General features: G+C 63.5%; 29 protein-coding genes and 3 pseudogenes. 14 read left to right on the top strand and 18 right to left on the bottom strand.

Annotated features, from left to right (window positions below; genetic code table 11):
- Positions 1 to 32 precede the first annotated feature (32 nt).
- The gene (locus tag IVB24_RS19530; protein WP_094974562.1) at positions 33 to 779 is read right to left on the bottom strand and encodes an ABC transporter ATP-binding protein; all 747 of its coding nucleotides are present in this window, start codon (positions 777 to 779) and stop codon (positions 33 to 35) included.
- Positions 772 to 1,527: an ABC transporter ATP-binding protein gene (locus IVB24_RS19525; protein WP_094974563.1), complete on the bottom strand. Its 756-nt coding sequence runs from the start codon at positions 1,525 to 1,527 to the stop codon at positions 772 to 774. The genes IVB24_RS19530 and IVB24_RS19525 overlap by 8 nt, the downstream gene beginning before the upstream one ends.
- 320 nt (positions 1,528 to 1,847) lie before the next feature.
- On the opposite strand from IVB24_RS19525, the gene IVB24_RS19520 reads away from it, so the two are divergent.
- Positions 1,848 to 2,528, top strand: a complete 681-nt coding sequence (locus IVB24_RS19520; RefSeq protein ID WP_247768139.1) for a hypothetical protein — start codon at positions 1,848 to 1,850, stop codon at positions 2,526 to 2,528.
- Positions 2,529 to 2,530: 2 nt separating this feature from the next.
- Here IVB24_RS19520 and IVB24_RS19515 read toward each other — a convergent pair whose 3' ends face one another.
- A complete protein-coding gene (locus tag IVB24_RS19515) occupies positions 2,531 to 2,890 on the bottom strand; it encodes an ArsC family reductase (protein WP_247768137.1) in 360 nt (119 codons plus the stop codon).
- Positions 2,891 to 2,992: 102 nt separating this feature from the next.
- Between IVB24_RS19515 and IVB24_RS19510 the strand changes: the two genes are divergently transcribed.
- Positions 2,993 to 3,364 carry a tRNA-binding protein gene (locus tag IVB24_RS19510; protein WP_247768136.1) on the top strand — a complete coding sequence of 124 codons (372 nt, stop codon included), beginning with the start codon at positions 2,993 to 2,995 and terminating at the stop codon, positions 3,362 to 3,364.
- A 4-nt stretch (positions 3,365 to 3,368) separates the two neighbouring features.
- Here IVB24_RS19510 and IVB24_RS19505 read toward each other — a convergent pair whose 3' ends face one another.
- The 7 genes from IVB24_RS19505 to IVB24_RS19475 all read right to left on the bottom strand — a co-directional run bounded on the left by IVB24_RS19505 (position 3,369) and on the right by IVB24_RS19475 (position 9,268).
- Positions 3,369 to 4,073, bottom strand: a complete 705-nt coding sequence (locus IVB24_RS19505) for a glutathione S-transferase N-terminal domain-containing protein (protein WP_247768135.1) — start codon at positions 4,071 to 4,073, stop codon at positions 3,369 to 3,371.
- 92 nt (positions 4,074 to 4,165) lie between these two features.
- Positions 4,166 to 4,309, bottom strand: coding sequence for a hypothetical protein (locus tag IVB24_RS19500; protein WP_162848643.1), 144 nt, complete (start codon positions 4,307 to 4,309; stop codon positions 4,166 to 4,168).
- A gap of 111 nt (positions 4,310 to 4,420) precedes the next feature.
- Complete coding sequence (locus tag IVB24_RS19495; RefSeq protein WP_247768134.1) at positions 4,421 to 5,086, bottom strand: DUF429 domain-containing protein; 666 nt, start codon at positions 5,084 to 5,086, stop codon at positions 4,421 to 4,423.
- A 21-nt stretch (positions 5,087 to 5,107) separates the two neighbouring features.
- Entirely contained in the window at positions 5,108 to 6,292 is a 1,185-nt protein-coding gene (locus IVB24_RS19490; protein WP_247768133.1) for a serine hydrolase domain-containing protein, read from the bottom strand.
- Positions 6,293 to 6,353: 61 nt separating this feature from the next.
- Complete coding sequence (locus IVB24_RS19485; RefSeq protein ID WP_247768132.1) at positions 6,354 to 7,085, bottom strand: GNAT family N-acetyltransferase; 732 nt, start codon at positions 7,083 to 7,085, stop codon at positions 6,354 to 6,356.
- The gene (locus IVB24_RS19480; RefSeq protein ID WP_247768131.1) at positions 7,051 to 7,398 is read right to left on the bottom strand and encodes a Lin0512 family protein; all 348 of its coding nucleotides are present in this window, start codon (positions 7,396 to 7,398) and stop codon (positions 7,051 to 7,053) included. Before IVB24_RS19480 ends, IVB24_RS19485 begins: the two co-directional genes overlap by 35 nt.
- 205 nt (positions 7,399 to 7,603) lie before the next feature.
- Positions 7,604 to 9,268, bottom strand: coding sequence for an acetolactate synthase large subunit (locus tag IVB24_RS19475; RefSeq protein ID WP_247768130.1), 1,665 nt, complete (start codon positions 9,266 to 9,268; stop codon positions 7,604 to 7,606).
- A gap of 1,114 nt (positions 9,269 to 10,382) precedes the next feature.
- Between IVB24_RS19475 and IVB24_RS19470 the strand changes: the two genes are divergently transcribed.
- The 3 genes from IVB24_RS19470 to IVB24_RS19460 all read left to right on the top strand — a co-directional run bounded on the left by IVB24_RS19470 (position 10,383) and on the right by IVB24_RS19460 (position 11,873).
- Complete coding sequence (locus IVB24_RS19470; protein ID WP_094974574.1) at positions 10,383 to 10,538, top strand: hypothetical protein; 156 nt, start codon at positions 10,383 to 10,385, stop codon at positions 10,536 to 10,538.
- A 63-nt stretch (positions 10,539 to 10,601) separates the two neighbouring features.
- Positions 10,602 to 11,474: a bifunctional helix-turn-helix transcriptional regulator/GNAT family N-acetyltransferase gene (locus IVB24_RS19465; RefSeq protein WP_094974575.1), complete on the top strand. Its 873-nt coding sequence runs from the start codon at positions 10,602 to 10,604 to the stop codon at positions 11,472 to 11,474.
- 57 nt (positions 11,475 to 11,531) lie between these two features.
- The gene (locus IVB24_RS19460) at positions 11,532 to 11,873 is read left to right on the top strand and encodes an ester cyclase (protein WP_247768129.1); all 342 of its coding nucleotides are present in this window, start codon (positions 11,532 to 11,534) and stop codon (positions 11,871 to 11,873) included.
- A 65-nt stretch (positions 11,874 to 11,938) separates the two neighbouring features.
- On the opposite strand, the gene IVB24_RS19455 is transcribed toward IVB24_RS19460, so the two are convergent.
- The gene (locus tag IVB24_RS19455) at positions 11,939 to 13,159 is read right to left on the bottom strand and encodes an MFS transporter (protein ID WP_247768128.1); all 1,221 of its coding nucleotides are present in this window, start codon (positions 13,157 to 13,159) and stop codon (positions 11,939 to 11,941) included.
- Positions 13,160 to 13,417: 258 nt separating this feature from the next.
- Here IVB24_RS19455 and IVB24_RS19450 point away from each other — a divergent pair, with 258 nt between their 5' ends.
- Positions 13,418 to 15,022 carry an IS1182 family transposase gene (locus IVB24_RS19450; protein WP_247768127.1) on the top strand — a complete coding sequence of 535 codons (1,605 nt, stop codon included), beginning with the start codon at positions 13,418 to 13,420 and terminating at the stop codon, positions 15,020 to 15,022.
- Positions 15,023 to 15,119: 97 nt separating this feature from the next.
- On the opposite strand, the gene IVB24_RS19445 is transcribed toward IVB24_RS19450, so the two are convergent.
- The 4 genes from IVB24_RS19445 to IVB24_RS19430 all read right to left on the bottom strand — a co-directional run bounded on the left by IVB24_RS19445 (position 15,120) and on the right by IVB24_RS19430 (position 18,033).
- Positions 15,120 to 15,698 (bottom strand): DUF308 domain-containing protein, encoded by a 579-nt coding sequence (locus tag IVB24_RS19445; protein WP_247768126.1) that lies wholly within the window; start codon positions 15,696 to 15,698, stop codon positions 15,120 to 15,122.
- Between the two features lie 87 nt (positions 15,699 to 15,785).
- Positions 15,786 to 16,370: a TetR/AcrR family transcriptional regulator gene (locus tag IVB24_RS19440; RefSeq protein WP_247768125.1), complete on the bottom strand. Its 585-nt coding sequence runs from the start codon at positions 16,368 to 16,370 to the stop codon at positions 15,786 to 15,788.
- Between the two features lie 143 nt (positions 16,371 to 16,513).
- On the bottom strand, positions 16,514 to 17,497 hold the full coding sequence (locus tag IVB24_RS19435) for an NAD(P)H-quinone oxidoreductase (protein ID WP_247768124.1): 984 nt from the start codon (positions 17,495 to 17,497) through the stop codon (positions 16,514 to 16,516).
- Positions 17,494 to 18,033 carry a hypothetical protein gene (locus tag IVB24_RS19430; RefSeq protein WP_247774130.1) on the bottom strand — a complete coding sequence of 180 codons (540 nt, stop codon included), beginning with the start codon at positions 18,031 to 18,033 and terminating at the stop codon, positions 17,494 to 17,496. Before IVB24_RS19430 ends, IVB24_RS19435 begins: the two co-directional genes overlap by 4 nt.
- Before the next feature lie 123 nt (positions 18,034 to 18,156).
- On the opposite strand from IVB24_RS19430, the pseudogene IVB24_RS19425 reads away from it, so the two are divergent.
- The 5 genes and pseudogenes from IVB24_RS19425 to IVB24_RS19405 form a co-directional block, all read left to right on the top strand.
- Positions 18,157 to 18,294, top strand: a pseudogene (locus IVB24_RS19425) (LysR family transcriptional regulator); the annotation flags it as partial.
- Between the two features lie 84 nt (positions 18,295 to 18,378).
- The gene (locus tag IVB24_RS19420; protein WP_247774129.1) at positions 18,379 to 19,074 is read left to right on the top strand and encodes a substrate binding domain-containing protein; all 696 of its coding nucleotides are present in this window, start codon (positions 18,379 to 18,381) and stop codon (positions 19,072 to 19,074) included.
- 19 nt (positions 19,075 to 19,093) lie between these two features.
- A complete protein-coding gene (locus IVB24_RS19415) occupies positions 19,094 to 19,594 on the top strand; it encodes a peptide deformylase (RefSeq protein ID WP_247768123.1) in 501 nt (166 codons plus the stop codon).
- A 278-nt stretch (positions 19,595 to 19,872) separates the two neighbouring features.
- Entirely contained in the window at positions 19,873 to 20,919 is a 1,047-nt protein-coding gene (locus tag IVB24_RS19410) for a permease (RefSeq protein ID WP_247768122.1), read from the top strand.
- Positions 20,920 to 20,931: 12 nt separating this feature from the next.
- Positions 20,932 to 21,168 carry a thioredoxin family protein gene (locus IVB24_RS19405; RefSeq protein WP_247768121.1) on the top strand — a complete coding sequence of 79 codons (237 nt, stop codon included), beginning with the start codon at positions 20,932 to 20,934 and terminating at the stop codon, positions 21,166 to 21,168.
- A gap of 60 nt (positions 21,169 to 21,228) precedes the next feature.
- On the opposite strand, the gene IVB24_RS19400 is transcribed toward IVB24_RS19405, so the two are convergent.
- Positions 21,229 to 21,591: a metalloregulator ArsR/SmtB family transcription factor gene (locus IVB24_RS19400; protein WP_094974586.1), complete on the bottom strand. Its 363-nt coding sequence runs from the start codon at positions 21,589 to 21,591 to the stop codon at positions 21,229 to 21,231.
- On the bottom strand, positions 21,591 to 22,253 hold the full coding sequence (locus IVB24_RS19395; RefSeq protein WP_247768120.1) for an SRPBCC family protein: 663 nt from the start codon (positions 22,251 to 22,253) through the stop codon (positions 21,591 to 21,593). Before IVB24_RS19395 ends, IVB24_RS19400 begins: the two co-directional genes overlap by 1 nt.
- Positions 22,254 to 22,428: 175 nt before the next feature.
- Here IVB24_RS19395 and IVB24_RS19390 point away from each other — a divergent pair, with 175 nt between their 5' ends.
- Complete coding sequence (locus IVB24_RS19390) at positions 22,429 to 22,788, top strand: cupin domain-containing protein (RefSeq protein ID WP_247768119.1); 360 nt, start codon at positions 22,429 to 22,431, stop codon at positions 22,786 to 22,788.
- A 12-nt stretch (positions 22,789 to 22,800) separates the two neighbouring features.
- Here IVB24_RS19390 and IVB24_RS19385 read toward each other — a convergent pair.
- Positions 22,801 to 23,295, bottom strand: a pseudogene (locus IVB24_RS19385) (IS630 family transposase); the annotation flags it as partial.
- A gap of 112 nt (positions 23,296 to 23,407) precedes the next feature.
- On the opposite strand from IVB24_RS19385, the pseudogene istA reads away from it, so the two are divergent.
- Both istA and istB read left to right on the top strand, forming a co-directional pair.
- Positions 23,408 to 24,898 (top strand): annotated as a pseudogene (gene istA, locus IVB24_RS19380) (IS21 family transposase); the annotation flags it as partial.
- Positions 24,899 to 24,906: 8 nt separating this feature from the next.
- Positions 24,907 to 25,770, top strand: a complete 864-nt coding sequence (istB, locus tag IVB24_RS19375) for an IS21-like element helper ATPase IstB (protein ID WP_346771335.1) — start codon at positions 24,907 to 24,909, stop codon at positions 25,768 to 25,770.
- The last annotated feature ends 35 nt before the right edge of the window (positions 25,771 to 25,805 follow it).

Raw genomic sequence — 25,805 nt, 5'->3', positions numbered from 1 at the left:
ACTATCCTTTTTGAATTTTCTCGTTGGCAATATCAGACACCAAGATAGGTGTGGAGCTTGTCCATGTTGGCGGCAAGATCCGCATTGGAAAATCCGTCAATGATCTTGCCGTGCTCGACGACGTAGTAGCGGTCGGCGACGGTGGATGCGAAGCGGAAATTCTGCTCGACCAGGAGGATCGTGAAACCCTCCTTCTTGAGCCGCGCGATGGTGTGGCCGATCTGCTGGATGATGACGGGCGCCAGGCCCTCGGTCGGCTCGTCCAGCATCAGGAAGCTCGCGCCGGTGCGCAGGATGCGCGCGATCGCGAGCATCTGCTGCTCGCCGCCGGACAGCTTGGTGCCCTGGCTGTTGAGCCGCTCCTTCAGGTTCGGGAACAGATCGAATATCTGATCGAGCGGCAGCCCGCCTTCGCGGACCACCGGCGGCAGCATCAAATTCTCCCGCACGTCGAGACTGGCGAATATGCCCCGCTCTTCCGGGCAGAATGCGATGCCCATGCGCGCGATCTTGTCGGAGGTCGCGCGGATGATCTCCTGGTTGTTGAACTTCACCGAGCCGGTACGCTTGCCGATGATGCCCATGATCGACTTCAGCGTCGTCGTCTTGCCGGCGCCGTTACGCCCGAGCAGGGTGACGACCTCGCCCGCGTTCACGTCGAAATTGATCCCGTGCAGGATGTGGGACTCGCCGTACCAGGCTTCGAGGTTGCGGACCTGGAGGATGTTTCCGCCGGTCGCAGCCTTGGCCGGAGCCTCGGCAATCGCAGTATCAGGCATGACCGGCTCCCAGATAGGCTTCCTTGACGCGCTCGTCCTTGGTGAGCTCGCTGTAATGGCCCTGCGCCAACACCTGCCCGCGCGTCAGCACGGTGATGATGTCGGAGAGGTTGGCCACGACGCTTAAATTATGCTCGACCATCAGGATGGTGTATTTCGCCGAGATGCGCTTGATCAGCGCCGCGATCTTGTCGATGTCTTCATGGCCCATGCCGGCCATCGGCTCGTCCAGCAGCATCATCTCAGGGTCGAGCGCAAGCGTGGTTGCGATCTCCAGTGCACGCTTGCGCCCATAAGGCATCTCGACCGCGGGCGTGTTGGCAAACTCGCTGAGTCCGACGTCGTTCAGCAGATCGCGCGCGCGATCATTGAATTGGTTGAGCACGGACTTGGAGCGCCAGAAATCGAACGAGGAGCCGTGCTGGCGCTGAAGCGCGACGCGGACGTTTTCCAGCGCGGTGAGATGCGGAAACACCGCCGAAATCTGGAACGAACGAACAAGCCCCAGGCGTGCCACGTCGGCCGGGGCCATCGCGGTGATGTCCTGCCCTTTGTAGAGGATTTTTCCGGCAGACGGTTTCAGGAACTTGGTCAGAAGATTGAAGCACGTCGTCTTGCCGGCCCCGTTCGGGCCGATCAACGCATGAATGCTGCCACGGCGAACCTTGAGCGCAACGTCGCGGACGGCGAAGAAGCCCGCGAATTCCTTGCTCAAGCCTTCCGTTTCGAGAATAAACTCATCGGCCAAACAGATTTCCCCCTGCCCGCGAAAAGCGTGGCTATCCCTAGTTGCTTCGGCTTTCCGGGGGCCTTGGAGCGTATCCTTGGAGCCTGTCCCGAAACGTCGCCTCCGGGCGCGGAATATGCCGGAGGTGACGGGGGTTAGGCAAGGCGGAAAGCTGAGCAGATCAGGTCTCCGCCCGGGAGACTTATGCTCCCTTAGTCGGACCCGTTTCGATATCGCCTGCCCGGCTCGCCGGCTCGCAAGACACCGGTCGTCAAGCCGTCGTTAACGGTCTTTCGGCCCGCGCGCCAGCCTTCATAGAAAATTTTCCCGCGGGGAGGATCATGCGCGGGTTTCGAACTGCCGGGAATATTATTTTGAATTTCGCAAGCGCCGCTCCCTCCGTCGTCAAGTCGATCAGGCAGCGTGATCTCCTGAACACGTGGCTGCGACTTTATGCGCGCCAGCAGATCGCGCCGGCGGTCTGGGAATATCAGCCCGCGCGGCTCGCGGAAGAGCTGTCCGACCTCATCTATTATACGGTTGAAGCTTCGACGCCGGCGCCGCGCCTGACCATCCAGAGCGAAGGCACGCGCATCTCCCGCGCTTATGGACATACCGGCAAGGGCGTTCTGCTCGACGATTATCTCGGCCCGCGACTCGTTCCCTTCGTGATGCCGGTTTATCAGGAATGCGTGGCACGCGGACTGCCCGTCTACAGCGTTGCCGACGTCGACGACATCTACGGGCGCATCGTCGCGTATGAACGGCTGCTGCTGCCTTTCCAGACCGGCGGCCAAGTCTGCCACATCATCGCCTCGGTCAAGACCTTCTGCGAGGACGGTGGCTTCGAGATCAAGAATCTGATGCGCGGAAATGACGCGCTGCCGCGCCCGAAACTGCGTGCCGTGATCGATCGCGATCTGTTCCATCGCGCGCCTGGCCGCATCGCGACGGCCGATATCGTCGAATTCGCGGACCAGGCGGCTCCCGGAATCACCACCGAGATCGTCGAGCTGAACTAGTCTCAACGCGCCTTGGCGCCGACTTCCTTGGCATAGATGTCCGGCTTGAAGCCGACCAGCAGCTTGCCGCCGATCTCCAGCACCGGCCGCTTGATCATCGATGGTTGCGCTAGCATCAGCGCCAGCGCCTTCTTCTCGGTGACGCCTTCCTTGTCGGAATCGGGCAGCTTCTTGAACGTCGTGCCGGCGCGGTTGAGCAGCGTCTCCCAGCCGACCTTGTCGCTCCACTGCTTGAGCTTGTCCTTGTCCACGCCTGCCGCCTTGTAGTCGTGGAATTCATACGCGATGCCGTGGGTGTCGAGCCAGGCGCGCGCCTTCTTCATGGTGTCGCAGTTCTTGATGCCGTAGATGGTGGTGGGCAAGATGTTCCTCGCGCATGGCGTACGTGATGTTCGCAGCGTTGTACGCAACTCCGCCGCGCGCCACAATATTGCGAACGACACCACTCGCCGAACGGACATCCCATGCACGTCACCCACGATCCCGCAGCCGCCGCCACGCCGACCATCGACTTCAGCAGCTTCCTCGCGGTCGATATCCGCGTCGGCACCATCGTCGATGCAAAGCCGTTTCCGGAGGCACGCAAGCCGGCCTTTCGGCTGTGGATCGACTTCGGCCCGGTGATCGGGGTGCGCAAGAGTTCGGCCCAGATCACCGAGAACCATCCGCTCGATACGCTGGTGGGACAACAGGTCGCCGCCGTGGTCAACTTCCCGCCGCGCCAGATCGGGCCCGTCATCTCGGAGATGCTGACGCTCGGCTTCCCCGATGCCGACGGCAAGGTCGTGCTGGTGCAGCCGAGCAAGCCGGTGCCGAACGGCGGACGGCTGTTTTGATCTCTCAGGGCCGCTGCGGAATGTTCAACCCACGCTGCACCGCCGGGCGCGCCAGCCCACGTTCGAGCCAGGCTCCAACCGATTTGAACTGGGTGAATTCGACCAGATCGCCGGCGCCGTAGAAACCGATGAGATTGCGCACCCAGCCGAGCATCGAGATGTCGGCGATGGTGTAGTCGTCATCCATGAACCATTGCCGTCCCGAAAAATGCGCCTCCATCACGCCGAGCAGGCGCCTGGCTTCGGCGACGTAGCGGTCGCGCGGACGCTTGTCCTCGAAATCCTTGCCGGCGAATTTATGAAAGAAGCCGACCTGGCCGAACATCGGCCCGATGCCGCCCATCTGAAAGTGCACCCACTGGATGGTCTGGTAGCGGCGCGCAGCATCCTCGGGTAGAAGCTTGCCGGTCTTTTCCGCGAGGTATTGCAGGATCGCCCCAGACTCGAACAGCGGCAGCGGCCTGCCGCCGGGCCCGTTGGGGTCGAGGATCGCCGGGATCTTGCCGTTCGGATTGAGCGAGAGGAATTCCGCCGTCTTCTGATCGTCCTTGCCGAAATCGACGAGATGGACCTCGTAGGGAAGCCCGATCTCTTCCAGCATGATCGAGACCTTGACGCCGTTCGGCGTCGGCAGCGAATAGAGCTGTAGCAGCTCGGGATGTTTGGCCGGCCAGCGCTTGGTGACGGGGAAGGCGGCGAGATCTGACATCGGCACTCCGGCTGCGTTCGTGAGACGCCGCCCAATCTAGGCCGGCCGACCGGCGGCGCAAGGCCGAGCAGTTGTCAGTTCAACGCCTGAGATCACAACGGCCGCAGCACGTGGCTGGTGGCGTAGGCGGCGTCGCGCTGCGCGCGTTGCTCGATGAAGAGCTGGCCGGTGACGAGCAGTGCTCCGGTGAAAACGAGCGCGAGCATCGCGGTGGCGAACTGACTGGCATCATTCATCGCAAGAGCTTCTCCGGCATCTGCTCGGACGGGAACGCGGATCGACAGGCGCCAGTTCCTGCATGCTTCAAATAAATTGCCGCTTTTTCCCGAACGAGCGGCGGCTCGCTCTCAATAATTGATCTCCATCCGCAACCCGCGCGGATCGATCTCCTCGCCGCCGACACGCTGTGTGCTGTCGCGCGCCGCCAGCGCGCAGGCACAGGCGTCGATGAGATCGTCGCGACCGATGCCGGTGCCGTGGCGAAGCATTAGCCATCTTTCGACCTTGGTGAAGCCTCGCTCTTTCAGGAGGGCAACGCGCTGCTCGCGGCCTTGCGGCGACGTCTTCGGTTCAAGCCGCACTCGTCCTGCGAGATTCCAGAAAATCAATTCCGGATGCGCTTCGCGGATCGTGGCCTGCCGCGCCGGCGTCATGACATCGTCGACTTCCCTGATCTTGTCCCTGATATTCCACAGCTGCGCCGACACACCCCTGCCCTTGCCTTCATGCATCCAGTAGTAACGGTTGGCCTCAGCCATGTCGGTGAACGTCCAGAGATCCCGGCGTGCACCGAGAAACACGGCGGGGCCAACCAACTCGCGCGCACGCCGGTCGCAGGCGCGATAGCCGGCCGGATTCAATCCGATCGGCATGTCGATCATCGCACGCGCATGCGGCATCGCGAGCAGGCGCGTCAGGCCCGGTGAATAGTCGAAGCCGTGATCGCCGCGCCCATCGATCCAGACAGCGACCCAGCCGAAGCGAAATCCGTCGAGGCCGAGATAGGCTGACACGTCCCGCCTCACCCCACGCGGTCAGCCCCCGACGGCCTGATAGGCCAGACGCTTGAACTCGAAAAAGAACGGATTCCAGAAGCCCATGTAACGCTGGGCCATCAGGACGCCCGCGGTATTGGCCTGCGGGCAGATCCACCAATGGGTGCCGGCAAGGCCGCCCCACTGGAATTCACCGGTAGAGTTCGGCGGATCAAACGGCGTCGGCGCGAAGGTGACGGCGCCGCCGAGGCCAAAACCCTTGCCGGGAATCGGGCCGAGATTGGCGAAGCGGATGGTCTGCCCCGCCGGGAGCTGGTTCGTCATCATCTGCCGGAGCGTCTCCGGCTTCAGCAGCGCATCCGAACCCGGCAGCAGCGCGCGGACCAGCGCGAGCATGTCGGGCAAGGTCGAGACCAGACCGCCGCCGCCCGAGAGCCGCGGGAACGGCTGTCGATAGGCTTGCGGAAACGGCAGATTGTCGGCCCGCGTGAGGCCCGGCTTCATGGGATCGAGCACGTCGGCGCCGGTGTAGAGCGCAACCAGCCTGCCCTGCTGCGCCTCGGGAACGTGGAAGCCGGTGTCGGTCATGCCCAGGACATCGAAGATGCGCGCCTGGAGGAAGGCATCGAGCGGCTGGCCGGAGACGACCTCCACGATACGGCCGAGCACGTCGGTAGCCACCGAATATTCCCAGGCCGTGCCGGGATGATAGGACAGCGGCAGATCGGCCAGCTTGTCGATCATGTCGGAGAGCGGCGTCAACGGATTGAGCACGCGCGCTTCGTTATAGCCTTTGAACAGCACCGAGCCGGGATCGAAGATGCCGTAGCTGAGGCCCGCGGTGTGGGTCAGGAGCTGCCGGATCGTGATCGGGCTCTTCGCCGGCTCGACATCGGCAAGGCTGGAAGCGCCCGGCTTCAGCACCTTGCGACCAGCGAGTTGCGGCAGGAATGTCTCGACCGAATCATCGAGCCCGATGCGGGTCTCCTCGACCAGCAGCATGATCGCACAGGTGACGAATATCTTGGTGTTGGAGAAGGCGCGGAAGATATGGTCGGGCCGCAGAGCAGTGTTCGCCTCGCGATCGGCAAAGCCGACGCATTGCTGATCGACCAATTCGCGCCCGCGCAGCACGGCCCAGGATGCACCCGGAATGATCTCCTGATCGACGTAACGTTGCATCGCCGTCCGCACGGCGGAAAAATCGGTCGTTCTGGCGTCCATGTGTTCCCCCGAAGTCTGGTTGGGACGGATATAGCGAATTTTTACTGGAAATGAAGGGCGCCTATCCTTCCCTCATCAACGCCGTCACGTACAGCCGACGCCGAATCCGCATGCCCTGCCGCTGGTACAGCGCAATCGCCGAATTGTTGTTCGAAAACACGTGCAGGAACGGAATTTCGCCGCGCGCCTCGATCCGTCGCGCCACCGCCGCGAGCAGCGCTTGCGCATAGCCGCGCCCGCGATAGTCGGGATGCACGCACACCGCCGTCATCTCGACGAACTGTCCCGGCTTCATCCGCTCGCCCGTCATCGCGACCAATTCGCCGCCTGCGCGAATGCCAAGGAACGTGCCGAGCTCGTGGGTGCGCAGCGCGAATGGACCCGGCTTCGTCAGCTCCGTCAGCGCCATCATCGCGGGCACGTCGGCAGCTCCCAACCTGACGATCTCGGCGTCGCGCAACGGACTGTCGGCGGGCGAGCCGATCATCTGCTCGCCGGTCTCGGCCAGCACGACCTTGAATCCGGAGGGAATTTCGACCGGCTCCGGCGTGAACAGTGCGGCGACCTGCGAGCCCGACATGAGATCGCCGAGCGCTGCAAAACTTGCCGCGGACATGTCGACCATGTCGGCGAACGGCGTCATGTCGACGGGATAGCGGCGGGCTAGCGGACCGCCCTCGGCCAGATGCTTGTGGCTTGTCGTCAGCGCGCTCCAGATCGGGCGATCCAGCAGCGCCTCATCGCTTCCAGACACCGGACTAATCCTTGTCGAAGCTGACGATGACGGCAGCATTCGCGATCAGGATGGGATCGTTGGCCACTTCCGTGGCCGAGGGAATTTCCAATCCGCCCTTGACCGCGGTGACGGTGACGGTGCCGTAAGGCAGCTCCTTGGCCACCGCCTCCTTGTCGACGGCTTCCGGATTGGGCACCGCGATCGTGACGTCGACGAACATGTCGTTCGCAGTCTTGCCGATCATCCGGAAGAAGCCGAGGCTCGAATGCCGGATGGCATTCGATACCGCGCGCTTGGCCGCCTTGGTGGCGTCCCTGCCGTGGACGTCGACGCCCATGCCCATCTCGGTAACGCAGCGAATGCGGGTCATTTGATATTCCTCTTGGCTTGGTGATTGCGAATGTCGGCGATCGGGGATCGCGACACAAGTGTTCCTCTCGTGTCCCGGACGCGCTGCAACGCTCTCGGCGTTGCTGCGCAGAGCCGGGACCTGGAAAGGCACGAGCGTGGGCCCCGGCTCTGCAGCGCACCGCCGAAGTGGCGCTGCGCAGCGTCGGGGCACGAGGCTGCAATTTTCAAGCCTTCGCCTTCTCATGCGCCCGCAGCTCGTCGACCAGCACCCGCACGTTCTCCGAATAGTCGATCGGGATCACGACCAGATGCACGCCGCCCTGCTTGAAGGCGGCATCGAGCGTCGGACCAAAACTGTCGATGTTCTCGATCCGATGCCCCTTCGCCCCGTATGCCTTCGCATACAGAACGAAGTCGGGATTGCCGAAGGTCATGCCGTAATCGGCGAAATGATCGACGGCCTGCTTCCAGCGGATCATGCCGTAGGCGTTGTCCTCCAGCACCAGCACGACGAGGTTGAGCTTGAGACGGATGGCGGTCTCCATCTCCTGGCTGTTCATCATGAAGCCGCCGTCGCCGGCGACCGCGAGCACGCGGCGGTCGGGATAGAGCATCGCGGCCATCATCGCCGACGGCAGGCCGGCGCCCATGGTCGCCAGCGCATTGTCGAGCAGCAGCGTGTTGGCGACGCGGGTGCGGTAGTTGCGCGCGAACCAGATCTTGTACATGCCGTTGTCGAGCGCGACGATGCCGTTCTCGGGGATCATCTGGCGGATGTCGTGCACGATGCGCTGCGGCGTCGGCGGCCAGCGCGCCTCGGTGGCGCGGTCGGCGATGTGCCCCAGGATTTCCTCGCGCAGCGGCAGCAGCGCCGCAGCCTGCGGCAGCTTGCCCTCGAGCCGGTCGGCGAGCAGCTCCAGGCTCGGGCCGACATCGCCGACAACCTCGGCGTCCGGAAAATAGACCTGCTCGACACTGGCCGACGTGTAGCTGACGTGAATGACCTTCGGCCCCGATGGCCCCATGATGAAGGGCGGCTTCTCGATCGGGTCGTGACCGATCGCGACGATCAGGTCGGCGGCATCGATGGCGTCGTGGACATAGTCGCGCTCGGACAGTGCGGCGGTGCCCATGTAGAGATTAGTGCCGCCGGGCACGGTGCCCTTGCCCATCTGCGTGGTGAAGAACGGAATGCCGGTCCGCCGCACGAAGCTCGCGATGCCGTGCGTCGAACGCGGCCGGCTGGTCGCAGCCCCCATCATCACCAGCGGGTGTTTCGCAGCCAGGATCATCTCTGCGGCGCGGTCGAGCGCGGTGCGATGGGCGACCGGGATCTCGATCGGATGGACCGGGATCACGGGGACATCAGGCACCTCGTCCCCAGCGATGTCCTCGGGCAATTCGAGATGCACCGGTCCGGGCCGCTCCTCCATCGCCACGCGAAAGGCGTCGCGCACCACGGTCGGAATGCTGCAGGCACTGATGATCTGCCGCGACAGCTTCGTCAGCGGCTTCATGGTCGCGACCACGTCCACGATCTGGAAGCGCGCCTGCCGGCTGCTCATGATCGGCTTCTGCCCGGTAATCAGGATCATCGGCATCGCGCCGAGATGCGCATAAGCCGCGCCGGTGGACAGGTTGAGCGCGCCGGGGCCGAGCGTGGACAGGCAAACGCCGGGCTTGCCGGTCAGCCGGCCATGCGTGGCCGCCATGAAGGCAGCAGCCTGCTCGTGACGGGTCAGGACCAGCTCGATCTTGGAGGTGCGCAGCGATTCCACGAGATCGAGATTCTCCTCGCCGGGAACGCCGAAGATGCGATCGACACCTTCATTCTCCAGCGCCGCGACAAACAGGTCCGATCCCTTCGCCTTGCGTTCCTGCCCGCTCATGTCGCCTCCACTTTGCACTCTCCCGAGTTCCATGGGAGTACGCATATGGTAGCGGTCTGTCGTGCGGGCACAACTCACAATGCGGCGTGGTCTGTGATGCGCAATGCTCGTTCCGTCATCCTGAGGCGCGAGCTCGGCAGCGCAAGCGCGCTACCCGTGCGAGCCTCGAAGGATGAACGGCCGAGATGCAGCCGGGCCGTCGCCCTTCGAGGCTTGATCAGCCGCGCAGTTGCGCCGCTGATCGCGCACCTCAGGGTGACGGTGACAGATTGGCGCTATGACAATTTTCGATTTCAAAACCGCAGACACGCAATCGCGTCCTCGCGGCGTGTCTCGCCCGAGTTTTGCTTCATCTCGACACCCTCATGTCAGAGGGCGCAGGGAAGGCCGGGTGCCGGCTGGCACCCACGGTCCACTGTGCGAAGGTTGCGCTACAAGAGGCTGCACAGCGGCATACAGGTGAAGCCAAAACATCCGGCCTTCCCTGCGCAGTGGTTTGACGGCTTATGCCGAGCTCTCCCCGGGGAGCGATGCACTATTGCCCCCGTCGCCTTGCGGCTGACGATGCGCGCGCCCGGTTGGGCGTCACACATCACCGCAATGCTTGAACGCCAGCCTGCGGGCGTCAGGACCACACGGTTTTGCCGTACGCAATCGCATCGGTCGTGCGCGCGCCGGCTGTCGCTCACGGTTGCCCGCCCTGCGATGCCCCTCGCGCCGATGCTGCCTGCGTCCACCGCAGCTCACCCCACGTTTCGTGACGATCGCGATACGCCCCTCTGACCGGGGTGAGGTGGCGCATGAATACGCCAAAGCCGAATTTCGGTAAAGTGGAACTTTTTTGTTCCCACGGATTGACCCGTTGATTGTGTGCTTTGCTCGTCGCAACGCAAGGGGTTGTAGCCTGCAAGGACGCGACGAACTGCCCCCCTCCTTCGCAGCCTCGCCTCGGCAAAAAGCCCGCGATCCAAGCGGCAGCTTCGGGCTAACCAGACGACACCAGGGCGCACCGAGCGCTCTCCGGAACGTGATGGGATGATCACTATCCTCCCATTGGACTTTTGCTGCACCGCACCTAATTCAGCCGCAAAGCCCATTCGAGATGGAGTGTTTCATGAGCAAGTCCAACACCACCGCTTCAGCCAAAGCACATCGCTACGAACTCGTCCATAGCGATGGCGCCGACTTCGTCGCGTACCAGCGCCGTCGCGAGGACGGACTGTGGCAGACTTTTGCGACCTGGATGATTCCGCGAGCGATCTGCAACTAGATCGGCGATCACTCAGCCCGCTGCCGTTGACCAGGGCATGATGCCTGACTAAAGTCAGGCATCATGCTGGATCCCGTCTCTCGCGTCCGCCGCTTCAACCGTGCCGTGACCTCCGCCGTCGGCGCGCTCGACACCTCGTTCCTGGGACGCGGCCGGCCGCTGGGCGCCGCACGCGTGCTGAATGCGATCGGCCACGGGCGCCCGGACGTGGCGGAGATCCGCGACTATCTCGGCCTCGATTCCGGGCTGATGAGCCGGCTGTTGCGCGGCCTCGAGGACGAAGGGTTGGTCGAGACTGTCGCGCACGACGGCGATGCAAGGCGCCGGGTGGCGAAGCTGACGCGCACGGGCAGGCGCGAGTTCGCGGCCTATGAAGCGCTGTCAAACAAACAGGCCGAGAGCTTCATTGCAGGGCATTCGCAGCGCGAGGCGCTGCTGGCGGCGATGGACTTGATTGCCTCGGCGCTGACGCGCGAGCGCGTCACGTTGGACGAAGCGGACCCGCAGAGCGAGGAAGCCCGCTACTGCCTCGGCGAGTACTATGCCGAGCTCGGCCGCCGCTTCAAGCAGGGCTTCGACGTCTCGCTGTCGCGCGACCCTGACGCGAAGGATATGCGCCGGCCGCGCGGCACGTTCATCGTCGCAATCTCGGACACGCTGCCAATCGGCTGTGTCGGCCTGAAGGGCACCGATCACGGCTACGCCGAAATCAAGCGTCTGTGGGTCGCGCCCGCCGCGCGCGGATTGCGGCTCGGCCGGCGCCTGATGGATGCTGCCGAAAGCGCCGCGCGCGAGCTCGGCATCACGCTGCTGCGGCTCGACACCAACAGCGCGTTGCCCGAGGCCGGCCAGCTCTACCGCAGCACGGGCTGGCGCGAGATTCCGCGCTTCAATGACGATCCGTATCCGGATCTGTTCTTCGAAAAACGCCTCTGAGCGGGGACCGGCTCGCGATGTCAGCGCGTTAGGATCGAAGCCGCAAGGAGCTTCGATATGTCCAGGGACGATCTCGCCGACCTCTACCGCGCCTACATCGCCTGCCTGAACCGGCAGGACTGGCCGTCGCTCGGCCGGTTCAGGCATGATGATGTCATTCACAACGGCCGGCCGCTGGGTCTCTCCGGCTATCGCGCGATGCTGGAACGGGACTTTCGCGAGATTCCGGACCTGCGCTTTGTCATCGCGCTGCCGCTCTCGGATCCGCCCCATATCGCGGCGCGGCTGCAGTTCGATTGTGCGCCGGTCGGGACGTACCTTGGACTTCCCGTCAATGGCCGGCGCGTCTCGTTCTGCGAGAATGTATTCTACGCGTTACAAGACGGAAAGATCCGGTAGGTCTGGTCGGTGATCGACAAAACCGCGATTGAGGCGCAGCTCTGACGCCGCGCCTCGATGCAACATCACGCGGCCGCCGGTGCCACCTCGCCTTGCTGCTTCGCGAACGGCCTGAAATTCATCGCCATCAGGAAGGCACCGAGGCCCATCGCCCAGGAAGCGATGTAGAGCCAGGCGTAGCTGGAGAAGGCGTCATAGATCAGGCCGCCGGCGAGCGGGCCCGTCGCCATGCCGAGGCTGCCGGCCATCGCCGTGCCGCCGATCACTGTGCCCATCATCTTGAGCGGAAAGTTTTCGCGGATCAGCACGGCGTAGAGCGGCATGGTGCCGGCATAGATGAAGCCGAACACGGCGCCGACGGCGTAGAAGGTCGCAAGCTGATGGGCGAAGACGTAGGCGAGCGCGCCGAACGCCTGGAGCAGCAGCCCCGAGACCAGCACGCGCTTGGCCCCGAAACGGTCGCCCATCAGGCCGAAGGCGATGCGCCCGCCGAGACCGGCAAAACCCTCGATGCTGTAGATCGTCACCGCCGCGACCAGCGGAATGCCGCAGCTCACGGCATAGCTGACGGTGTGGATGATCGGGCCGGAATGGGTGGCGCAGCAGAAGAAGTTGGTCGCGAGCAGGATGAGGAATTGCGGCGAGCGCAGCGCCTCGCTTCTCGACATCTCGTCCTGCCCGGCCCCCTCTCCCATCGGTGCGGCCACGGCCTGCGCGAGCGCCGGCGGACGGCGCACCAGGAACGAGACCGGGATCATGATGGCGCCGACCACCAGAGCCACGATCTGCATCGAGGTGCGCCAGTCATGGTTCGAGACGAGCCAGGCCGCGAGCGGCGCCATCGTCATCGGCGCCACGCCCATGCCGGCGGACACCAGCGACACGGCAAGGCTGCGATGGGTATCGAACCAGCCGGTCACGGTCGCCATCATCGGCGCGAAGATCGCAGCGCATGAGGCGCCGGTCAAAAGGCCGAACACGAACTGGAACACGATCAGGGAGGTCGCATGGCTCGCCGCGAACAGGCTGAGCGTCAGCACCGTCGATCCCGTCAGCACCACCGGCAGCGGCCCGAACCGGTCGGACAGCGTGCCCCAGACCATGCTGGTGCAGGCCATTGCCAGAAAGCCGATCGTCATCGCGCTGGAGATGCCGGTCACCGACCAGCCGGTGTCCCTGGCGATCGGCTGCAGGAACACCGGCAGCGAAAACATGCCGCCGATCGCGACGCAGCCGAGCAGGCCGCCGGCGGCGACGATCACCCAGCGATAGGTGGATGAGGTCATCTTTGTCTCCCGTGATGATCTTGTCTGATGGGAAGACGAATGGGAACTGCACCGGCCGACAGCGTCGCTCACGTTTTTGCAGGCGCGCCAAACAAAAATCGCGAAAACAACCCCATGCACAGTAGACGGCCCTGCGGGATCAAGGACTTAGCGGGCGGCGAAATGAGCCGCCCGCAGCTTGCGATGCTCGCCCTGGCTTGACGCGTCGAGGCTGGGCAAGAACTCGGCATTTTGGGGAGTTGATGTACGATTCCGTTCATGACGAATCGCACATTCAAGACCGGCGAGAGCCGAGAGCAACCCAGTCTGCTTCCTGCGCGAGTTGAGGACTATGTCGGGGCGGACAACCCGGTCCGGGCGATCGAGAGCTTCGTTGGCGTCCTCGACCTTGCCAAGCTCGGCTTTCGCCATGCTGACCGCAAGGCCGAAGGGGTCGGCCAGCCGCCTTACGATCCGGCCGATCTGCTGAAGCTGTACCTTTACGGCTACATCAACCAAATCAGGTCGTCGCGTCGGTTGGAGCGGGAAGCTGGCCGCAATCTGGAACTGATCTGGCTGCTGAAGGGATTGAAGCCAGGCTATCGGACGATCGCCAACTTCCGCAAGGAGAACTGGGCGGCTCTGAAGGCGGCCAACCGCAGCTTCGTGCTGCTGATGCGCGAGCTTGGTCTTGTCGGCGGCAGCGTTGTTGCGATTGACGGCTCGTTTTTCCATGGCGACGCCAGCAAGGCTAGTATCTTTACGCGCAAGAGGCTTGCCGATCAGATCGCAAAACTTGACCTGGAGATCGAGGCTTACGGCAAGTCCCTCGAGGACAATGATGCCGCGGAAGCCAAGAAGCCCGGCAAGGATGGGCCCGATGGTGGCAGCGCAGGTGGAGGTGACCTTGGCGCGAAGGTCGCGGCGCTGATGGCCAAGCGCTCGCGCGCACAAGCCGATCTTGCTCGGTTGGAAGAGAACGGCGAGACGCAATTGTCCCTGACCGATCCGGATGCCCGGCTTCTGGTCAAGAGCGGCCAAGGGGTCGCAGGCTATAACGTGCAGACCGCCGTCGACGACAAGCACAAGCTCATTGTCGCCAGCGAGGTGGTGAACGACAGCAGCGACGTCGGCCAGCTACATGCGATGGCCATGGCCGCAAAAGAAGCCCTTGAGGTCAAGGCCCTGCAGGTGCTGGCAGATGAGGGCTATTACAGCAGTCGCGAACTGAAGGCCTGTGAGGATGATGGCATCGTGGCCTATGTGCCGGTGCCGGAGGGCAACTCCCGGCTTGAGAAGCAAGGCCGCTTTGTCCTCAAGGACTTCAACTATGATGGCGTATCCGACACCTACCGTTGTCCCGCCGGCCAACTGCTACATCCGATGAAGAGCAGGCAGAAGAACACCAGTGGCCGCATCGAGATCCGCTACGCGGCGCGTGGGGCGATCTGCAGGACCTGTCCCCTCAAGGTCCGTTGCCTCGGCTCGAACGCGGCCTACCGGGCGATCGGTCGCTGGGAGCATGAAGACGTTCTTGAGCGTCATCGCGCACGGATGCAGGGCGCAGGCGAACTGATGCGCCGTCGTTCCGGCATCGTCGAGCATCCCTTCGGCACGCTCAAATGCCGTGCCGGCTATCGTCATTTCCTGGTCCGCGGATTCAACAAGGTTGGCGGCGAGTGGAGCTTGATGGCGCTCTGCTACAATTTCACCCGCGTGCTCAACATCCTCAGCTTCGACGCGTTCTTGGCCGCGCTCGCAAAGACGCTCGCTCCTCGCCGATGCCCCTTCGCAGCCCTCCTGCAGGGCATGAAGGTCGCTCTAGCGACGTTCTGGCGAATATTTCGGCCTCCGCTCGCAACTCCCCGGTGCGCTACCGCCTAGGACGGCCAACGACCAATTCTTGCCCAGCCTCGTCGGGCAAAACATCACGGCCCTATCCGCCAATCGCCTTCGCTTGCGTGACGTCCGCGATCAAAGCTCACATCGCCGCGCCACGGCGCCACGTACTAACGGTGAGCCAGACTGCCGAGACCAGGAAGTACAGCGCGCCGACCGCAGCATAGCCCGCGACGTTCGCGATCGACGGGATTGCAGGCATCGTGGCCTGAAAGACGAAGAAGCTGCCTGCCAGCGCCGACTGGCCACCGCTGAGCACCATCGCCCATTGCGCGCCGAAGCTGCTCCAGCGCCGGACCGCCGTGCCGAGTTGAAGCAATCCGGCAAGGATCGCCCAGGCGCCGAAGATTCCGAGCACCCAGTTCATGCTTACCCGCAGGGCCAGGATGACCGCGATGGTGGTCGCCACGCTGACCAGCACGTTCAGCGCCTGGGTGCGGTTCTGGTTCAATCCGCCGCTGCAGAACGCATCGAGATAATTGGCCGCGGCGTCCCATGCCGGATAGGCGACGAGCAACGTTGCCGCGATCGCCGCAGACGACGGCGCGACGGCAAAGGCGGCAGTGACCCAGGCAACGGAAAACGCTGCGCGAAGGAAATAGTATTGCTTCAGCCATTGCGCACGGTCGGACACATCCGAAGCCATCTCAAGATCTCTCATTGTCTTTCCTTACCTACTAGTTGGTAGATCACTTACGAAGCAAAAATCGCTTCGCCATTCCGCTCGATTGCAGCGGTGCCGATTGCGTCAGCGCCTGGGGGAAAGCCGATCCAGCAGCGGCCGGGCGATGATCCCGAACATCTTCGGATCGCCATAGGCCCGCGCCGACAGCATCGCGCCGTGAACAGTCGCCATGAATCCTTCAGCCTCAACCCGAGCCGTGCTGGAGAGCTGGAACCGTCCCTGCCGCTTACCGCGCTCCATCACCGATGTTAGCCACGACGCCAGCGCGCGGAAGTGGGCCCGGACCTCGAGCGCGACTTCCTCGGGCAGGATCGGAAGCTCGCTGGCGAGCAGCGCGCAAACGCAAAACGGAGCCGTCGCGTCCTTGATGCACATTTCCCAATACGCGACGTAGCTCTTGAGCTGCTCGCCGGGGTCCGGGACGTTGCGCTCCATGGTCGCCAGCCCCGCCTGGGCTTCCTCGCGATATCGCGACACGAGGGTGCGGACCAGGTCGACCTTGCTGGCGAAATGGTGGTGAATGCTCGGTTTGCGGATGCCGACGACGTCAGCGATGTCGGCATAGCTGAAGCCGTTGTAGCCGCCGTTGACGATCAGCGTGCGTGCGCAGGACAGGATGTCGTCGGCGGTCGAGGAAACATTGGACATGCCAGGTAACTACCTTCCAGTTGGTAGGCAATCAAGCCCCGGCGCTTCAACCATCCGTGAGCGGCAGGAGCGACCACGCCGATACCGGAGTGCTCTTGCGCGCGGGCGTGCCGGCCTCCATGCCAGGGAACGTCAAGCCACCATCAATCCACCGCCAGGACTACCTTTCCGAAACCTCCACCGCGCTCTACGCTGCGATGGGCATCGACTGCACGTTCCAGCGTAAATACCCGGTCGACCAGCGGTTTCAGCCCGCCCGACATAAACAGCGGCAGGAAATCTTCGGAGAAGCGACGAACCATCGCTCGCTTTTCATCCAGGCCGCGCGATTTCATGACGGTGCCGACCAATCGCAAGTGGTTGTGCAGCAGCAGGTTGAGCGGAATCGAGGCGACTTGCTGGCCGCTCAAAATGCCAACCTGGACCAGCGTGCCGCCGGGCCGAAGGCCGCGAAGATTGCGTGGCAGGTAGTCGCCGCCGACGAAATCGATGACGGTGTCAACGCCACGATGATCCGTCAGCCTCGCGACGGCGCTTTCGAAATCATCAGCCCGGTAGTCGATCACAGTAGCGGCGCCGATCTTGCCGACATCCGCCAACCGAGAAGCGTTCGCCGTTGCGTAGACGACGGCGCCCAGCGTGCGGGCGACCTGGACGCAGGCGGAGCCCACGCCGCCCGCGGCGCCGCGAATGAGCACGGTTTGACCTTGCCCGACGCGTGCGAGATGCGAGACCGCTTCGACCGCCGTGACGAACGATTCCATGATCGCCGCGCCCTCGACGAAAGAGACATTGCCGGGAAGCCTGACCGCCATGCGACGGTCGACCCGGGCGAACTCCGCATATGCTCCTCCGCCCACGATCGCCATCATACGTTCCCCGATCGAGACGTCGTCGACTTCGCTGCCGACGCCAACGACTTCACCGGCCAGCTCGAGGCCGAGCAAATTGCTCTCACCAAAGCTCTGGCTGCCGTAAGCGCCGTTTCGTTGAAGAATATCCGCACGGTTGACCCCTGCCGCCTTCACACGCAACAGCAGGTCCTGAGGGCGGACCTCCGGCCTCGGCACCTCGGCCAGGCGCAGAACCTCCGCCGGACCGAAGCTGTCAAAGACGACGCCCTTCATTTCGCCTGCTCCTGCGCCCGACGCGCGATGCTGGCGGCGAACAACGGCGTCTCGCGGCGATTGTGGTCGCTTCCGGCCGCCTGGCGCGAATTGGCGGCCTCTTCGAAGGAAATGCCGTGCTTGTCCAGGAATGCCATGAAGACATCGGTCGGGTGTGCCGTGACGCTGTTCGCATAGCGTGTGTGCGCTTCGTCGATGGCTTCGGCCTTCAGCTCCCAGATCACGTTGACCTGGGTCCGGCCATTCGTCGTAAACACGTCCGAGATTGAATTCATGCGGCAATAGGTCTTGCCGGCCTCTTCCGCGACATAGTGTTGGATGACCAGCCCCGTGCCGATCTGCTCGACGTTGATCATCATGCGGCGTCCGTCGTCTGTGGTGCTGACGCCGGCCGCAATGTGATCAGGCGGGCAGCAGCGCAGATATTCGGCTTCGGAGAGCGTGAACAGCCATTCGGCGATGTCCACTCGGTCGAGTGGCACATCGATGACCGCGGTATAGGCCGATTGCGACAGGATGCGATCGAGAACCTTCATGATAATCTCCTTTGATTCAATGGCCTGGGCCGGTAAGGCTCGCCTTCGAGGGAGGAGATACGGCTTTTGAGGGTTGGTGATAATGAACGTTGAGCTCGAAACCCTTTTGCGGAAGGCGCAAAGATGAAAGACCCGCGTTTTGCGGAACATCTGGCCATCTATGTCGACGTGGTTCGCGGCGGGAGCTTCTCCAGCGCCGGGCGTCATCGCGGCGTGACGCCGTCGGCCATCGTCAGGCAGATCGACGCGCTCGAGCACAGTGTCGGGGTGCCCCTGCTGGTGCGCTCGACCCGCGCGCTCGCGATGACCGATGCCGGAGAACGACTGTTCGAACGCGCGCAGCGGTTGCTCGACGACCTCGCCGACACGCACGCCGAGATCGCCGCTTTTGATGGTGCCATCGCCGGCGTTCTTCGCCTCGCCTGCTTTCCGACTTTTGGCAAGCGCTACGTGATCCCCACCCTGGAAACGGTCATGCGGGATCATCCCCGCCTCACGGTCGAGCTCGATCTCACCGAAAGGCTCGCAGATACCGTGCTTGAAAGGCTCGATGCCGTGATCCGGATCGGCGAACTTGCCGACAGCACCCTCATCGCGACCAAGCTGGCATCGCAGAACAGGATACTGGTCGCCACGCCCGCCTATCTCGATCACCAGGGCACGCCGACTGAAGCGAAAGACCTCTCCGGCCATCGGCTAATCGACAAATTGCACGGCGCCGACCTGCTGGGCTGGACCGACGTGCTTGGTCACCCCGCGGGCGCAGCGCCCGGGCCACAAGCCGTATTTCGATGCGACGACTTCGAAGCGATGCGGCTCGCGGCACTCGCCGGCATCGGCATCGCATTGCTGGCCGACTGGGTTGTCGGCACGGACGTTCGCGCCGGTTCATTGACACGAATCCCGCTCGACGGCGAAAGGTGGAATGAGGCGAAGGCCGGCGTCTATCTGTTGCGTGCCCTTGCCCAGCCATCTGCCAAATTGACGATCCTGACTGCCGCGTTGCGGGATTCAATCGGGTCGCCGCCGGTGTGGGCGTAGTTCCGGCGCTAATGACATCATGACCATCCGCCCCATCATCCGCTATCCCGACCGCCGGCTCGCGATGCCGGCCCGCCCGGTCACTGCATTCGACGACGGCCTGCGCGAGCTTGCGGCGGATCTGCTCGACACCATGCGCGCGGCGCCCGGCATCGGCATCACCGCGCCGCATATCGGTGTGCCCTTGCGGCTCGTCGTGCTCGAGCTCGACGCCAGGGAAGGCCCCCTCACCTACGTCAATCCGATCATTGAATGGACCTCACCCGAGATGATCCTCCACCGCGAAGGCAGCGTCTCGATGCCGGGGGTCAACGACGAGGTGCAGCGCCACGCGCGCGTGCGGATCAGCTATCAGGATCTCGACGGCAACGTGCGAAGCGAGGAAACGGACGGCTTGCGCGCCGTCTGCCACCAGCACGAGATCGACCAGCTCGACGGCATGTTCTGGATCCAGCGGCTGTCGCGGCTGAAGCGCGAGCGGCTGGTGAAGAAGTTCGAGAAGATGGCGCGGAACGCGTAAGCTTTGCCTGCGACGGGGACCGGACGTTGCGACCGCCAGGGCGCCGGCCCACTTCCCCGGTCGAAGCAGCGCCGCTGGCCTCGCGAGCGCCGCGGCCGGATCGGGGCATGCTGAATTGACAAAGGTCAATGCACGCGTGCCGGTCGGCGCCTAAGCACCTTCCATGGTTTGCCCGCACAAGCAACAAGCGAGTCTCGTCGCCAGAGCTGCAAGACGCGGCGCGACGCGCTTGGCTTCATCCGGACTGCCACGTTCGATCATCCGCAAAGTCGCATGACATGACCACCCAGGCACTCGGGTTCAGGCGTTCTCCGGTTGCATGGATCGGCGGCATCGCCGTCGCGATCGTCGCATGGTTCGCGATTTACCGACAACTCGAGGATTTTTCGCGAGCGGCGGTTGCGCGAATGCCGATCCCCCAGGGCAGCGCGCTCGCCTCCTCGATCGAGTTCTTCCTCTACGACACGCCCAAGGTGCTGATGCTGCTGGCCCTCGTGGTCTTTGCCATGGGGGGGGTGCGAACCTTCTTTTCGCCCGAGCACACGCGCGCGATGCTGGCGGGCAAGCGCGAAGGGCTGGGTAACATCGCCGCGGCCGGCCTCGGCGTCTTCACGCCGTTCTGTTCCTGCTCGGCGGTGCCGCTGTTCGTCGGTTTCGTCTCGGCAGGTGTTCCGTTGGGCGTGACCTTCTCCTTCCTCATTGCCGCTCCCATGATCAACGAGGTCGCACTCGGACTGTTGTTCGCACTCGTCGGGTGGCGCGTTGCCCTCACCTATCTGGCCTTCGGACTTGCCGTTGCCATCGTCTCAGGCTGGGTCATAGGCCGCCTGCATCTCGAAGGCTGGCTGGAGGAATGGGTCCGCAACGTGCGCGCGGGAGATATCGATCTCCAGCCCGACCAGATGAGCTGGGTCGATCGGTTCGAGGCCGGTTGGAATGCCGTCAAGGAGATCGTCGGCAAAGTCTGGTACTGGATCATCGCCGGGATTGCAGCCGGCGCCTTCATCCACGGCTACGTCCCTGCCGAGTTGCTGTCGAGGATCATGGGTGCCGACGCGTGGTGGTCCGTGCCGGCCGCGGTCGCCCTCGGCATCCCCATGTATTCCAATGCAGCCGGCATCATCCCGGTGGTCGAGGCCTTGCTGGGCAAAGGCATGGCGCTCGGTACCGTCCTTGCCTTCATGATGTCGGTGATCGCGCTGTCGCTTCCCGAAATGATCATCCTGCGCAAGGTGCTGAGCCTGAAGCTGATCGCGGTGTTTGTCGCCGTCGTCGCCTGCGGAATCCTTGCGGTCGGATTTCTCTTCAACGTCCTGTTTTCCTGAAAGGATCGCGTCATGAAAGACATCAAGGTGCTCGGCCCGGGCTGCGCCCGCTGCAAGACGACCGAAGAGATGGTCAAGGCCGAGGCGGCGAATCTCGGCATCGAGGTGGCCGTCGAGAAGATCACCGACTACGAGGCGATCGCCAAATTCGGCGTCATCTCGACCCCGGGCATCGTCATCGACGGCAAGGTCGTCCATGCCGGTGGCCTGCCCAAGACGGATGACCTTCAGCGCTGGCTCCAGGCGTGACATAGGCGACCGCGCGGCGCGCAGCCGTCGGCTAGTCCACCGACGCATCTCGCCGCGCCCTCACGCCCTCTTCCCGCCCCGCTTGGTGATCGGCGCGTTGCGACGCTCGCGCTTGCCGCGCGCGATCTCGGTTGCCAGCGCATCCAGCTTCGGCTCCCAGAAATTCCGGAACTGACCGATCCACGCATCCACCGCGCGAAGCCCGGCGACGTCGACCGAATAGAGCCGCCGCTGCGCCTCCGCGCGGACGTTGGCAAAGCCGCTCTCGCGCAGCACCTTGAGGTGCTGCGAAACCGCCGCCTGGGTGATCCCGAACTCGGCCCCGATCATTTCGACGACCTCACCGGACGCCATTTCGCTTTGGCCCAGCAACTCGAGGATGCGGCGGCGCACGGGATCGGCGAGGACCTCGAAAATTTGCATCAGCTTCCTGTGCCGGGATGTGCGATGTCGGGCGGCATCTCGCCGCGATAGAACGCGATGGTCCGGTCGGAGCGCTGCTTCGCCTCGTCGGGATCGACCCCGCTGGCGACGTGCGCCGCGCGCCAGGACTCGCCGCTGGTCGTCATGAAGTCCTTGCCCTCCGGCGAGCCCATCCACGCCTCGGCCGTCTCATGGTCGACCGATGCCCCGGTCGCAACATAGCGATCCAGCCCCGCGAGCGCGAGGTCCCAACCGACACCCACCGCACCCGGGCCGAACTGATTCCAATGATCCTCGATGATGGCGGTGTGCTCGAGCGTCAAACGCGCCTGCTGTCGTTCGGCCGCCAGCGTGACGTCGATCCAGCTGATCGCGCCGCCGAATTCCCACGTCGCTGCGAAATGGGTCGGCGGCGTGCAGGCCGTGATCGTGCCGCCGGCATTGCCCTTCACCTGGTAACGTCCGCCGAGCTGGAGGTCGCCCTCGACCGCCGCAAACCAGCGCGGAATGCGCTCCCTGCTGGTCACGGCGTCCCAGAGATCGTCGACGCTGGTGTCGTAGAGCCGCGTCAGTGTCACTGCGCTCGCGGGTTTTCCGTTCCTCTCGAAATTGCGCACCGAGCGCGCAACGAGGCCGAGGACGCGGGCGACGTCGATCTGCATGGCGTTTCTCCCGATCGTTTCGTTCGAGCAGGAATATCGATCTCCATGAATATAAGTCAAGACTTATATTTACGCGCTGCGCTGCGTCAAACCACCTCGCAGGCGGCATGAACCAAACACCCGCTCAAGCGTCTATTCGGTCCCACCCACCAGTGCTCGCAGACGAAAGGCTGTCATGAAAGTTCGCAAATTCACCCTCGCCGACGCATCGTTCGAACGCTCACCGGGACAGGACGGCGAGATTTTCGCGGCAAATGTGATCGACCAGCGCCACGGCGGGCCGATCACCATCGGCTTCGGCCGTTACGCACCGAACCAGCAGCTGGACGAAAAGCTCGGCGTCGACGACGTCATGCTCGTCCTGGAAGGAAAGCTCTCGGTCACCACCGCCGGCAGCACTGTTACCGCGGGTGCCGGCGAGATCGTCTACATGCCGAAGGGCGAGACGGTCACCATCCGCTCGCACGAGCAGGGCGCCGTCACCGCCTATGTCACCTATCCGCATTGGCAGGAGGCGGGCGACGGCGCCAGCTAGAGCAGATTCTGATCAGGCGCGATCATAACCTGCCGCGGCGAAGAAGTTCAGGCACTCTTGGGCGGTGAAGGCGGCTGTGGTGAGGGCGATAGCATTGTCCAAAGCCTGGATTGATCTGGCGGCGGCCTTTCGCAGGGCGGCTTTGAGCTTTGCGAAGGCCATTTCGATCGGATTGAGGTCGGGCGAATAAGGCGGGAGATAGAGGAGCTGAGCGCCCGCCGCGTCGATTGCGATGGCGATCTCGGTCCGCTTGTGTGCTGCGAGATTGTCCATCACCACGATGTCGCCGGGCTTGAGTGTCGGTACCAGGACTTGCGTCACGTAAGCCTCGAACGCCGGACCATCCATGGGGCCGTCGAGGACCATCGGCGCGGTCATACCGGTCGCTCTAAGCGCGCCGACGAAGGTCGTCGTCTTCCAATGACCATGCGGGATCGCGGCGACACAGCGCTGGCCGTACGGCGAACGGCCGTAGCGCCGCGCCATTTTGGTCGAAGCCCCCGTCTCTGTGTTTCGGCATGGAATAAGGACCCCGTTTTCGGGGTGATCGGCATCCAATCGGGACCCCGGGATAAGGGTCCACAGTGGCTTCCATCGAGTCATGGAAGCCGAGGTTGGGATGCTGGTGGTGGAGACGATTGGTAAGATCCGTCGCGCCTACTTTGTTGATGGTCGTCCGATCAAGGCGATCTGCCGAGAACTTGGCGTATCGCGGAAGGTGGTTCGCAAGGTCATTCGTTCTCAAGCGACGGAGTTCCGGTACGAGCGCGAGACGCAGCCGCTCCCGAAGATGGGTGCCTGGAGTGCCGAGCTTGATCGGTTGCTGGCAGGGAATGAGAGCAAGGCGGCGCGGGAACGGCTGACACTGATCCGGCTATTCGAGGAGCTTCGCGGCCTGGGTTATGCCGGCGGCTATGATGCGGTTCGTCGATACGCCAGGCGCTGGAGCAAGGAACGCGGGCAATCGACCGCGGCCGCTTATGTCCCGCTGAGCTTTGACCCAGGCGAAGCCTACCAGTTCGACTGGAGCCACGAGGTGGTCCTGTTGAGCGGCACCACGGTAATGGTGAAGGCCGCCCATGTCCGGCTCTGTCACAGCCGCATGCTGTTCGTGCGGGCCTATCCGCGGGAGACGCAGGAGATGGTGTTCGACGCCCACGACCGGGCGTTCGCCTTGTTCAAAGGCACCTGCACCCGCGGCATCTACGACAACATGAAGACCGCCGTAGAGACGATCTTCGTCGGCAAAGGGCGTCTCTACAATCGTCGCTTCCTGCAGATGTGCAGCCACTATCTGGTCGATCCGGTCGCCTGCACGCCAGCGTCGGGCTGGGAGAAGGGGCAGGTCGAGAACCAGGTCGGGCTGGTCAGGGAACGCTTCTTCACGCCGCGGCTGCGGTTCAAAAACCTCGAGGAATTAAACGCTTGGCTGCTCGACAAATGCATCGCCTACGCCAAGGCTCATCGCCATCCGGAGCTAGTCGATCAGACGATCTGGGACGTGTTCGAAGCCGAACGCCCCAAACTCGTTCCCTATGCCGGCCGCTTCGACGGCTTCCATGCGGTGACGGCATCGGTCTCGAAGACCTGCCTGGTGCGCTTCGACAACAACAAATACTCGGTCGCAGCCAGCGCAGTCGGACGACCGGTCGAGGTTCAAGCCTATGCCGATCGCATCGTGATCCGTCAGGATGGACGCATCGTTGCCGAGCACCCGCGATCCTTTGGGCGCGGCGATACCGTTTACGACCCCTGGCATTATGTGCCGGTGCTCGCCCGCAAACCCGGCGCCTTGCGCAACGGTGCTCCCTTCAAAGACTGGGTGTTGCCGGCCGCGATCGAGCGGATCCGGCGCAAGCTTGCCAGCACCGACGATGGCAATCGGCAGATGGTCGATATCCTCAACGCGGTGCTGACTGACGGTCTGCCCGCGGTGGAAGCGGCCTGTGCCGAAGCGCTCAGTCACAGCGTCCATTCCGCCGATGTGGTGCTCAACATCCTGGCCCGTCAACGTGAACCCGCCCCACCGGCCAACATCATGACACCGGCCGCACTGACGCTCCGTCATGCACCGATCGCCGATTGTGCCCGCTACGACAACCTCCGGAGGACCATCTGATGGAACGAACCCAAATCTTCGACCTCATGGGCGAACTCAAGCTCTACGGCATGAAGGCTGCCTTCGACGAGATCATGGCAACTGCCGTCAAGCGCCAGCACGAACCTCAGCGCATTGTCGGCGATCTGCTCAACGCCGAGATCAACGAGAAGCAAGCCAGGTCGATCAAATATCAGCTCACCATTGCCAAGCTGCCGCTTGCCAAGGACATCGCCGACTTTCAGTTCGACGGCACGCCGATCAATCAGACTCTCGTCAATGATCTCGCTGGCGGCGGCTTCATCGCCCAGCAACGCAACGTCGTGCTGGTTGGCGGCACTGGCACCGGCAAAACCCACCTGGCCATTGCAATTGCAAGAAGCTGCATCCGATCCGGTGCCCGCGGCCGCTTCTTCAACGTCGTCGACCTCGTCAATCGCCTCGAGACCGAGACCCGCAACGGACGGCAAGGACGGCTCGCCGAGCATCTGACCCGGATGAACTTCATCGTGCTGGATGAACTCGGCTATTTGCCCTTCGCCCAGTCCGGTGGCCAGCTTCTGTTCCATCTCGTCAGCCGGCTCTATGAGCGCGCCTCCGTCATCGTGACCACCAATCTTGCGTTCGGCGAATGGCCGAGCGTGTTCGGCGATGCCAAAATGACCGCCGCGCTACTCGACCGATTGACCCATCACTGCGACATCGTCGAGACCGGCAACGACAGCTGGCGATTCAAAAGCCGCGACGATGTTCAAACAACCCGCGCTCGCGCCGTCTCCGCAACCCCGACCAGCTCCGACGACCCGAGCGCTACCAGCAGAGCACGCCGATCAAAGGGGTCCATTTTGGATGCCGATAGGGGGTCCCAGTCAAACGCCGATTGACACCGTCTCGTCGATGAACACCAACCGATGGATGC

It is taken from the genome of Bradyrhizobium sp. 192 (assembly GCF_023100965.1).
Classification (GTDB): domain Bacteria; phylum Pseudomonadota; class Alphaproteobacteria; order Rhizobiales; family Xanthobacteraceae; genus Bradyrhizobium; species Bradyrhizobium symbiodeficiens.
This window is presented reverse-complemented; position numbering and strand designations above follow the sequence as displayed.

Coding starts and splice junctions, on each gene's coding strand:
- IVB24_RS19460 (WP_247768129.1), top strand. CDS start 11,532: ATGTCCAGGGACGATCTCGCCGACCTCTACCGCGCCTACATCGCCTGC.
- IVB24_RS19410 (WP_247768122.1), top strand. CDS start 19,873: ATGACCACCCAGGCACTCGGGTTCAGGCGTTCTCCGGTTGCATGGATC.
- IVB24_RS19520 (WP_247768139.1), top strand. CDS start 1,848: ATGCGCGGGTTTCGAACTGCCGGGAATATTATTTTGAATTTCGCAAGC.
- IVB24_RS19490 (WP_247768133.1), bottom strand. CDS start 6,292: ATGGACGCCAGAACGACCGATTTTTCCGCCGTGCGGACGGCGATGCAA.
- IVB24_RS19485 (WP_247768132.1), bottom strand. CDS start 7,085: ATGCTGCCGTCATCGTCAGCTTCGACAAGGATTAGTCCGGTGTCTGGA.
- istB (WP_346771335.1), top strand. CDS start 24,907: ATGGAACGAACCCAAATCTTCGACCTCATGGGCGAACTCAAGCTCTAC.
- IVB24_RS19445 (WP_247768126.1), bottom strand. CDS start 15,698: ATGAGAGATCTTGAGATGGCTTCGGATGTGTCCGACCGTGCGCAATGG.
- IVB24_RS19465 (WP_094974575.1), top strand. CDS start 10,602: ATGCTGGATCCCGTCTCTCGCGTCCGCCGCTTCAACCGTGCCGTGACC.
- IVB24_RS19430 (WP_247774130.1), bottom strand. CDS start 18,033: ATGAAGGTTCTCGATCGCATCCTGTCGCAATCGGCCTATACCGCGGTC.
- IVB24_RS19475 (WP_247768130.1), bottom strand. CDS start 9,268: ATGAGCGGGCAGGAACGCAAGGCGAAGGGATCGGACCTGTTTGTCGCG.
- IVB24_RS19440 (WP_247768125.1), bottom strand. CDS start 16,370: ATGTCCAATGTTTCCTCGACCGCCGACGACATCCTGTCCTGCGCACGC.
- IVB24_RS19450 (WP_247768127.1), top strand. CDS start 13,418: ATGACGAATCGCACATTCAAGACCGGCGAGAGCCGAGAGCAACCCAGT.
- IVB24_RS19500 (WP_162848643.1), bottom strand. CDS start 4,309: ATGAATGATGCCAGTCAGTTCGCCACCGCGATGCTCGCGCTCGTTTTC.
- IVB24_RS19530 (WP_094974562.1), bottom strand. CDS start 779: ATGCCTGATACTGCGATTGCCGAGGCTCCGGCCAAGGCTGCGACCGGC.
- IVB24_RS19415 (WP_247768123.1), top strand. CDS start 19,094: ATGACCATCCGCCCCATCATCCGCTATCCCGACCGCCGGCTCGCGATG.
- IVB24_RS19455 (WP_247768128.1), bottom strand. CDS start 13,159: ATGACCTCATCCACCTATCGCTGGGTGATCGTCGCCGCCGGCGGCCTG.
- IVB24_RS19505 (WP_247768135.1), bottom strand. CDS start 4,073: ATGTCAGATCTCGCCGCCTTCCCCGTCACCAAGCGCTGGCCGGCCAAA.
- IVB24_RS19400 (WP_094974586.1), bottom strand. CDS start 21,591: ATGCAAATTTTCGAGGTCCTCGCCGATCCCGTGCGCCGCCGCATCCTC.
- IVB24_RS19470 (WP_094974574.1), top strand. CDS start 10,383: ATGAGCAAGTCCAACACCACCGCTTCAGCCAAAGCACATCGCTACGAA.
- IVB24_RS19435 (WP_247768124.1), bottom strand. CDS start 17,497: ATGAAGGGCGTCGTCTTTGACAGCTTCGGTCCGGCGGAGGTTCTGCGC.
- IVB24_RS19510 (WP_247768136.1), top strand. CDS start 2,993: ATGCACGTCACCCACGATCCCGCAGCCGCCGCCACGCCGACCATCGAC.
- IVB24_RS19405 (WP_247768121.1), top strand. CDS start 20,932: ATGAAAGACATCAAGGTGCTCGGCCCGGGCTGCGCCCGCTGCAAGACG.
- IVB24_RS19480 (WP_247768131.1), bottom strand. CDS start 7,398: ATGACCCGCATTCGCTGCGTTACCGAGATGGGCATGGGCGTCGACGTC.
- IVB24_RS19390 (WP_247768119.1), top strand. CDS start 22,429: ATGAAAGTTCGCAAATTCACCCTCGCCGACGCATCGTTCGAACGCTCA.
- IVB24_RS19395 (WP_247768120.1), bottom strand. CDS start 22,253: ATGCAGATCGACGTCGCCCGCGTCCTCGGCCTCGTTGCGCGCTCGGTG.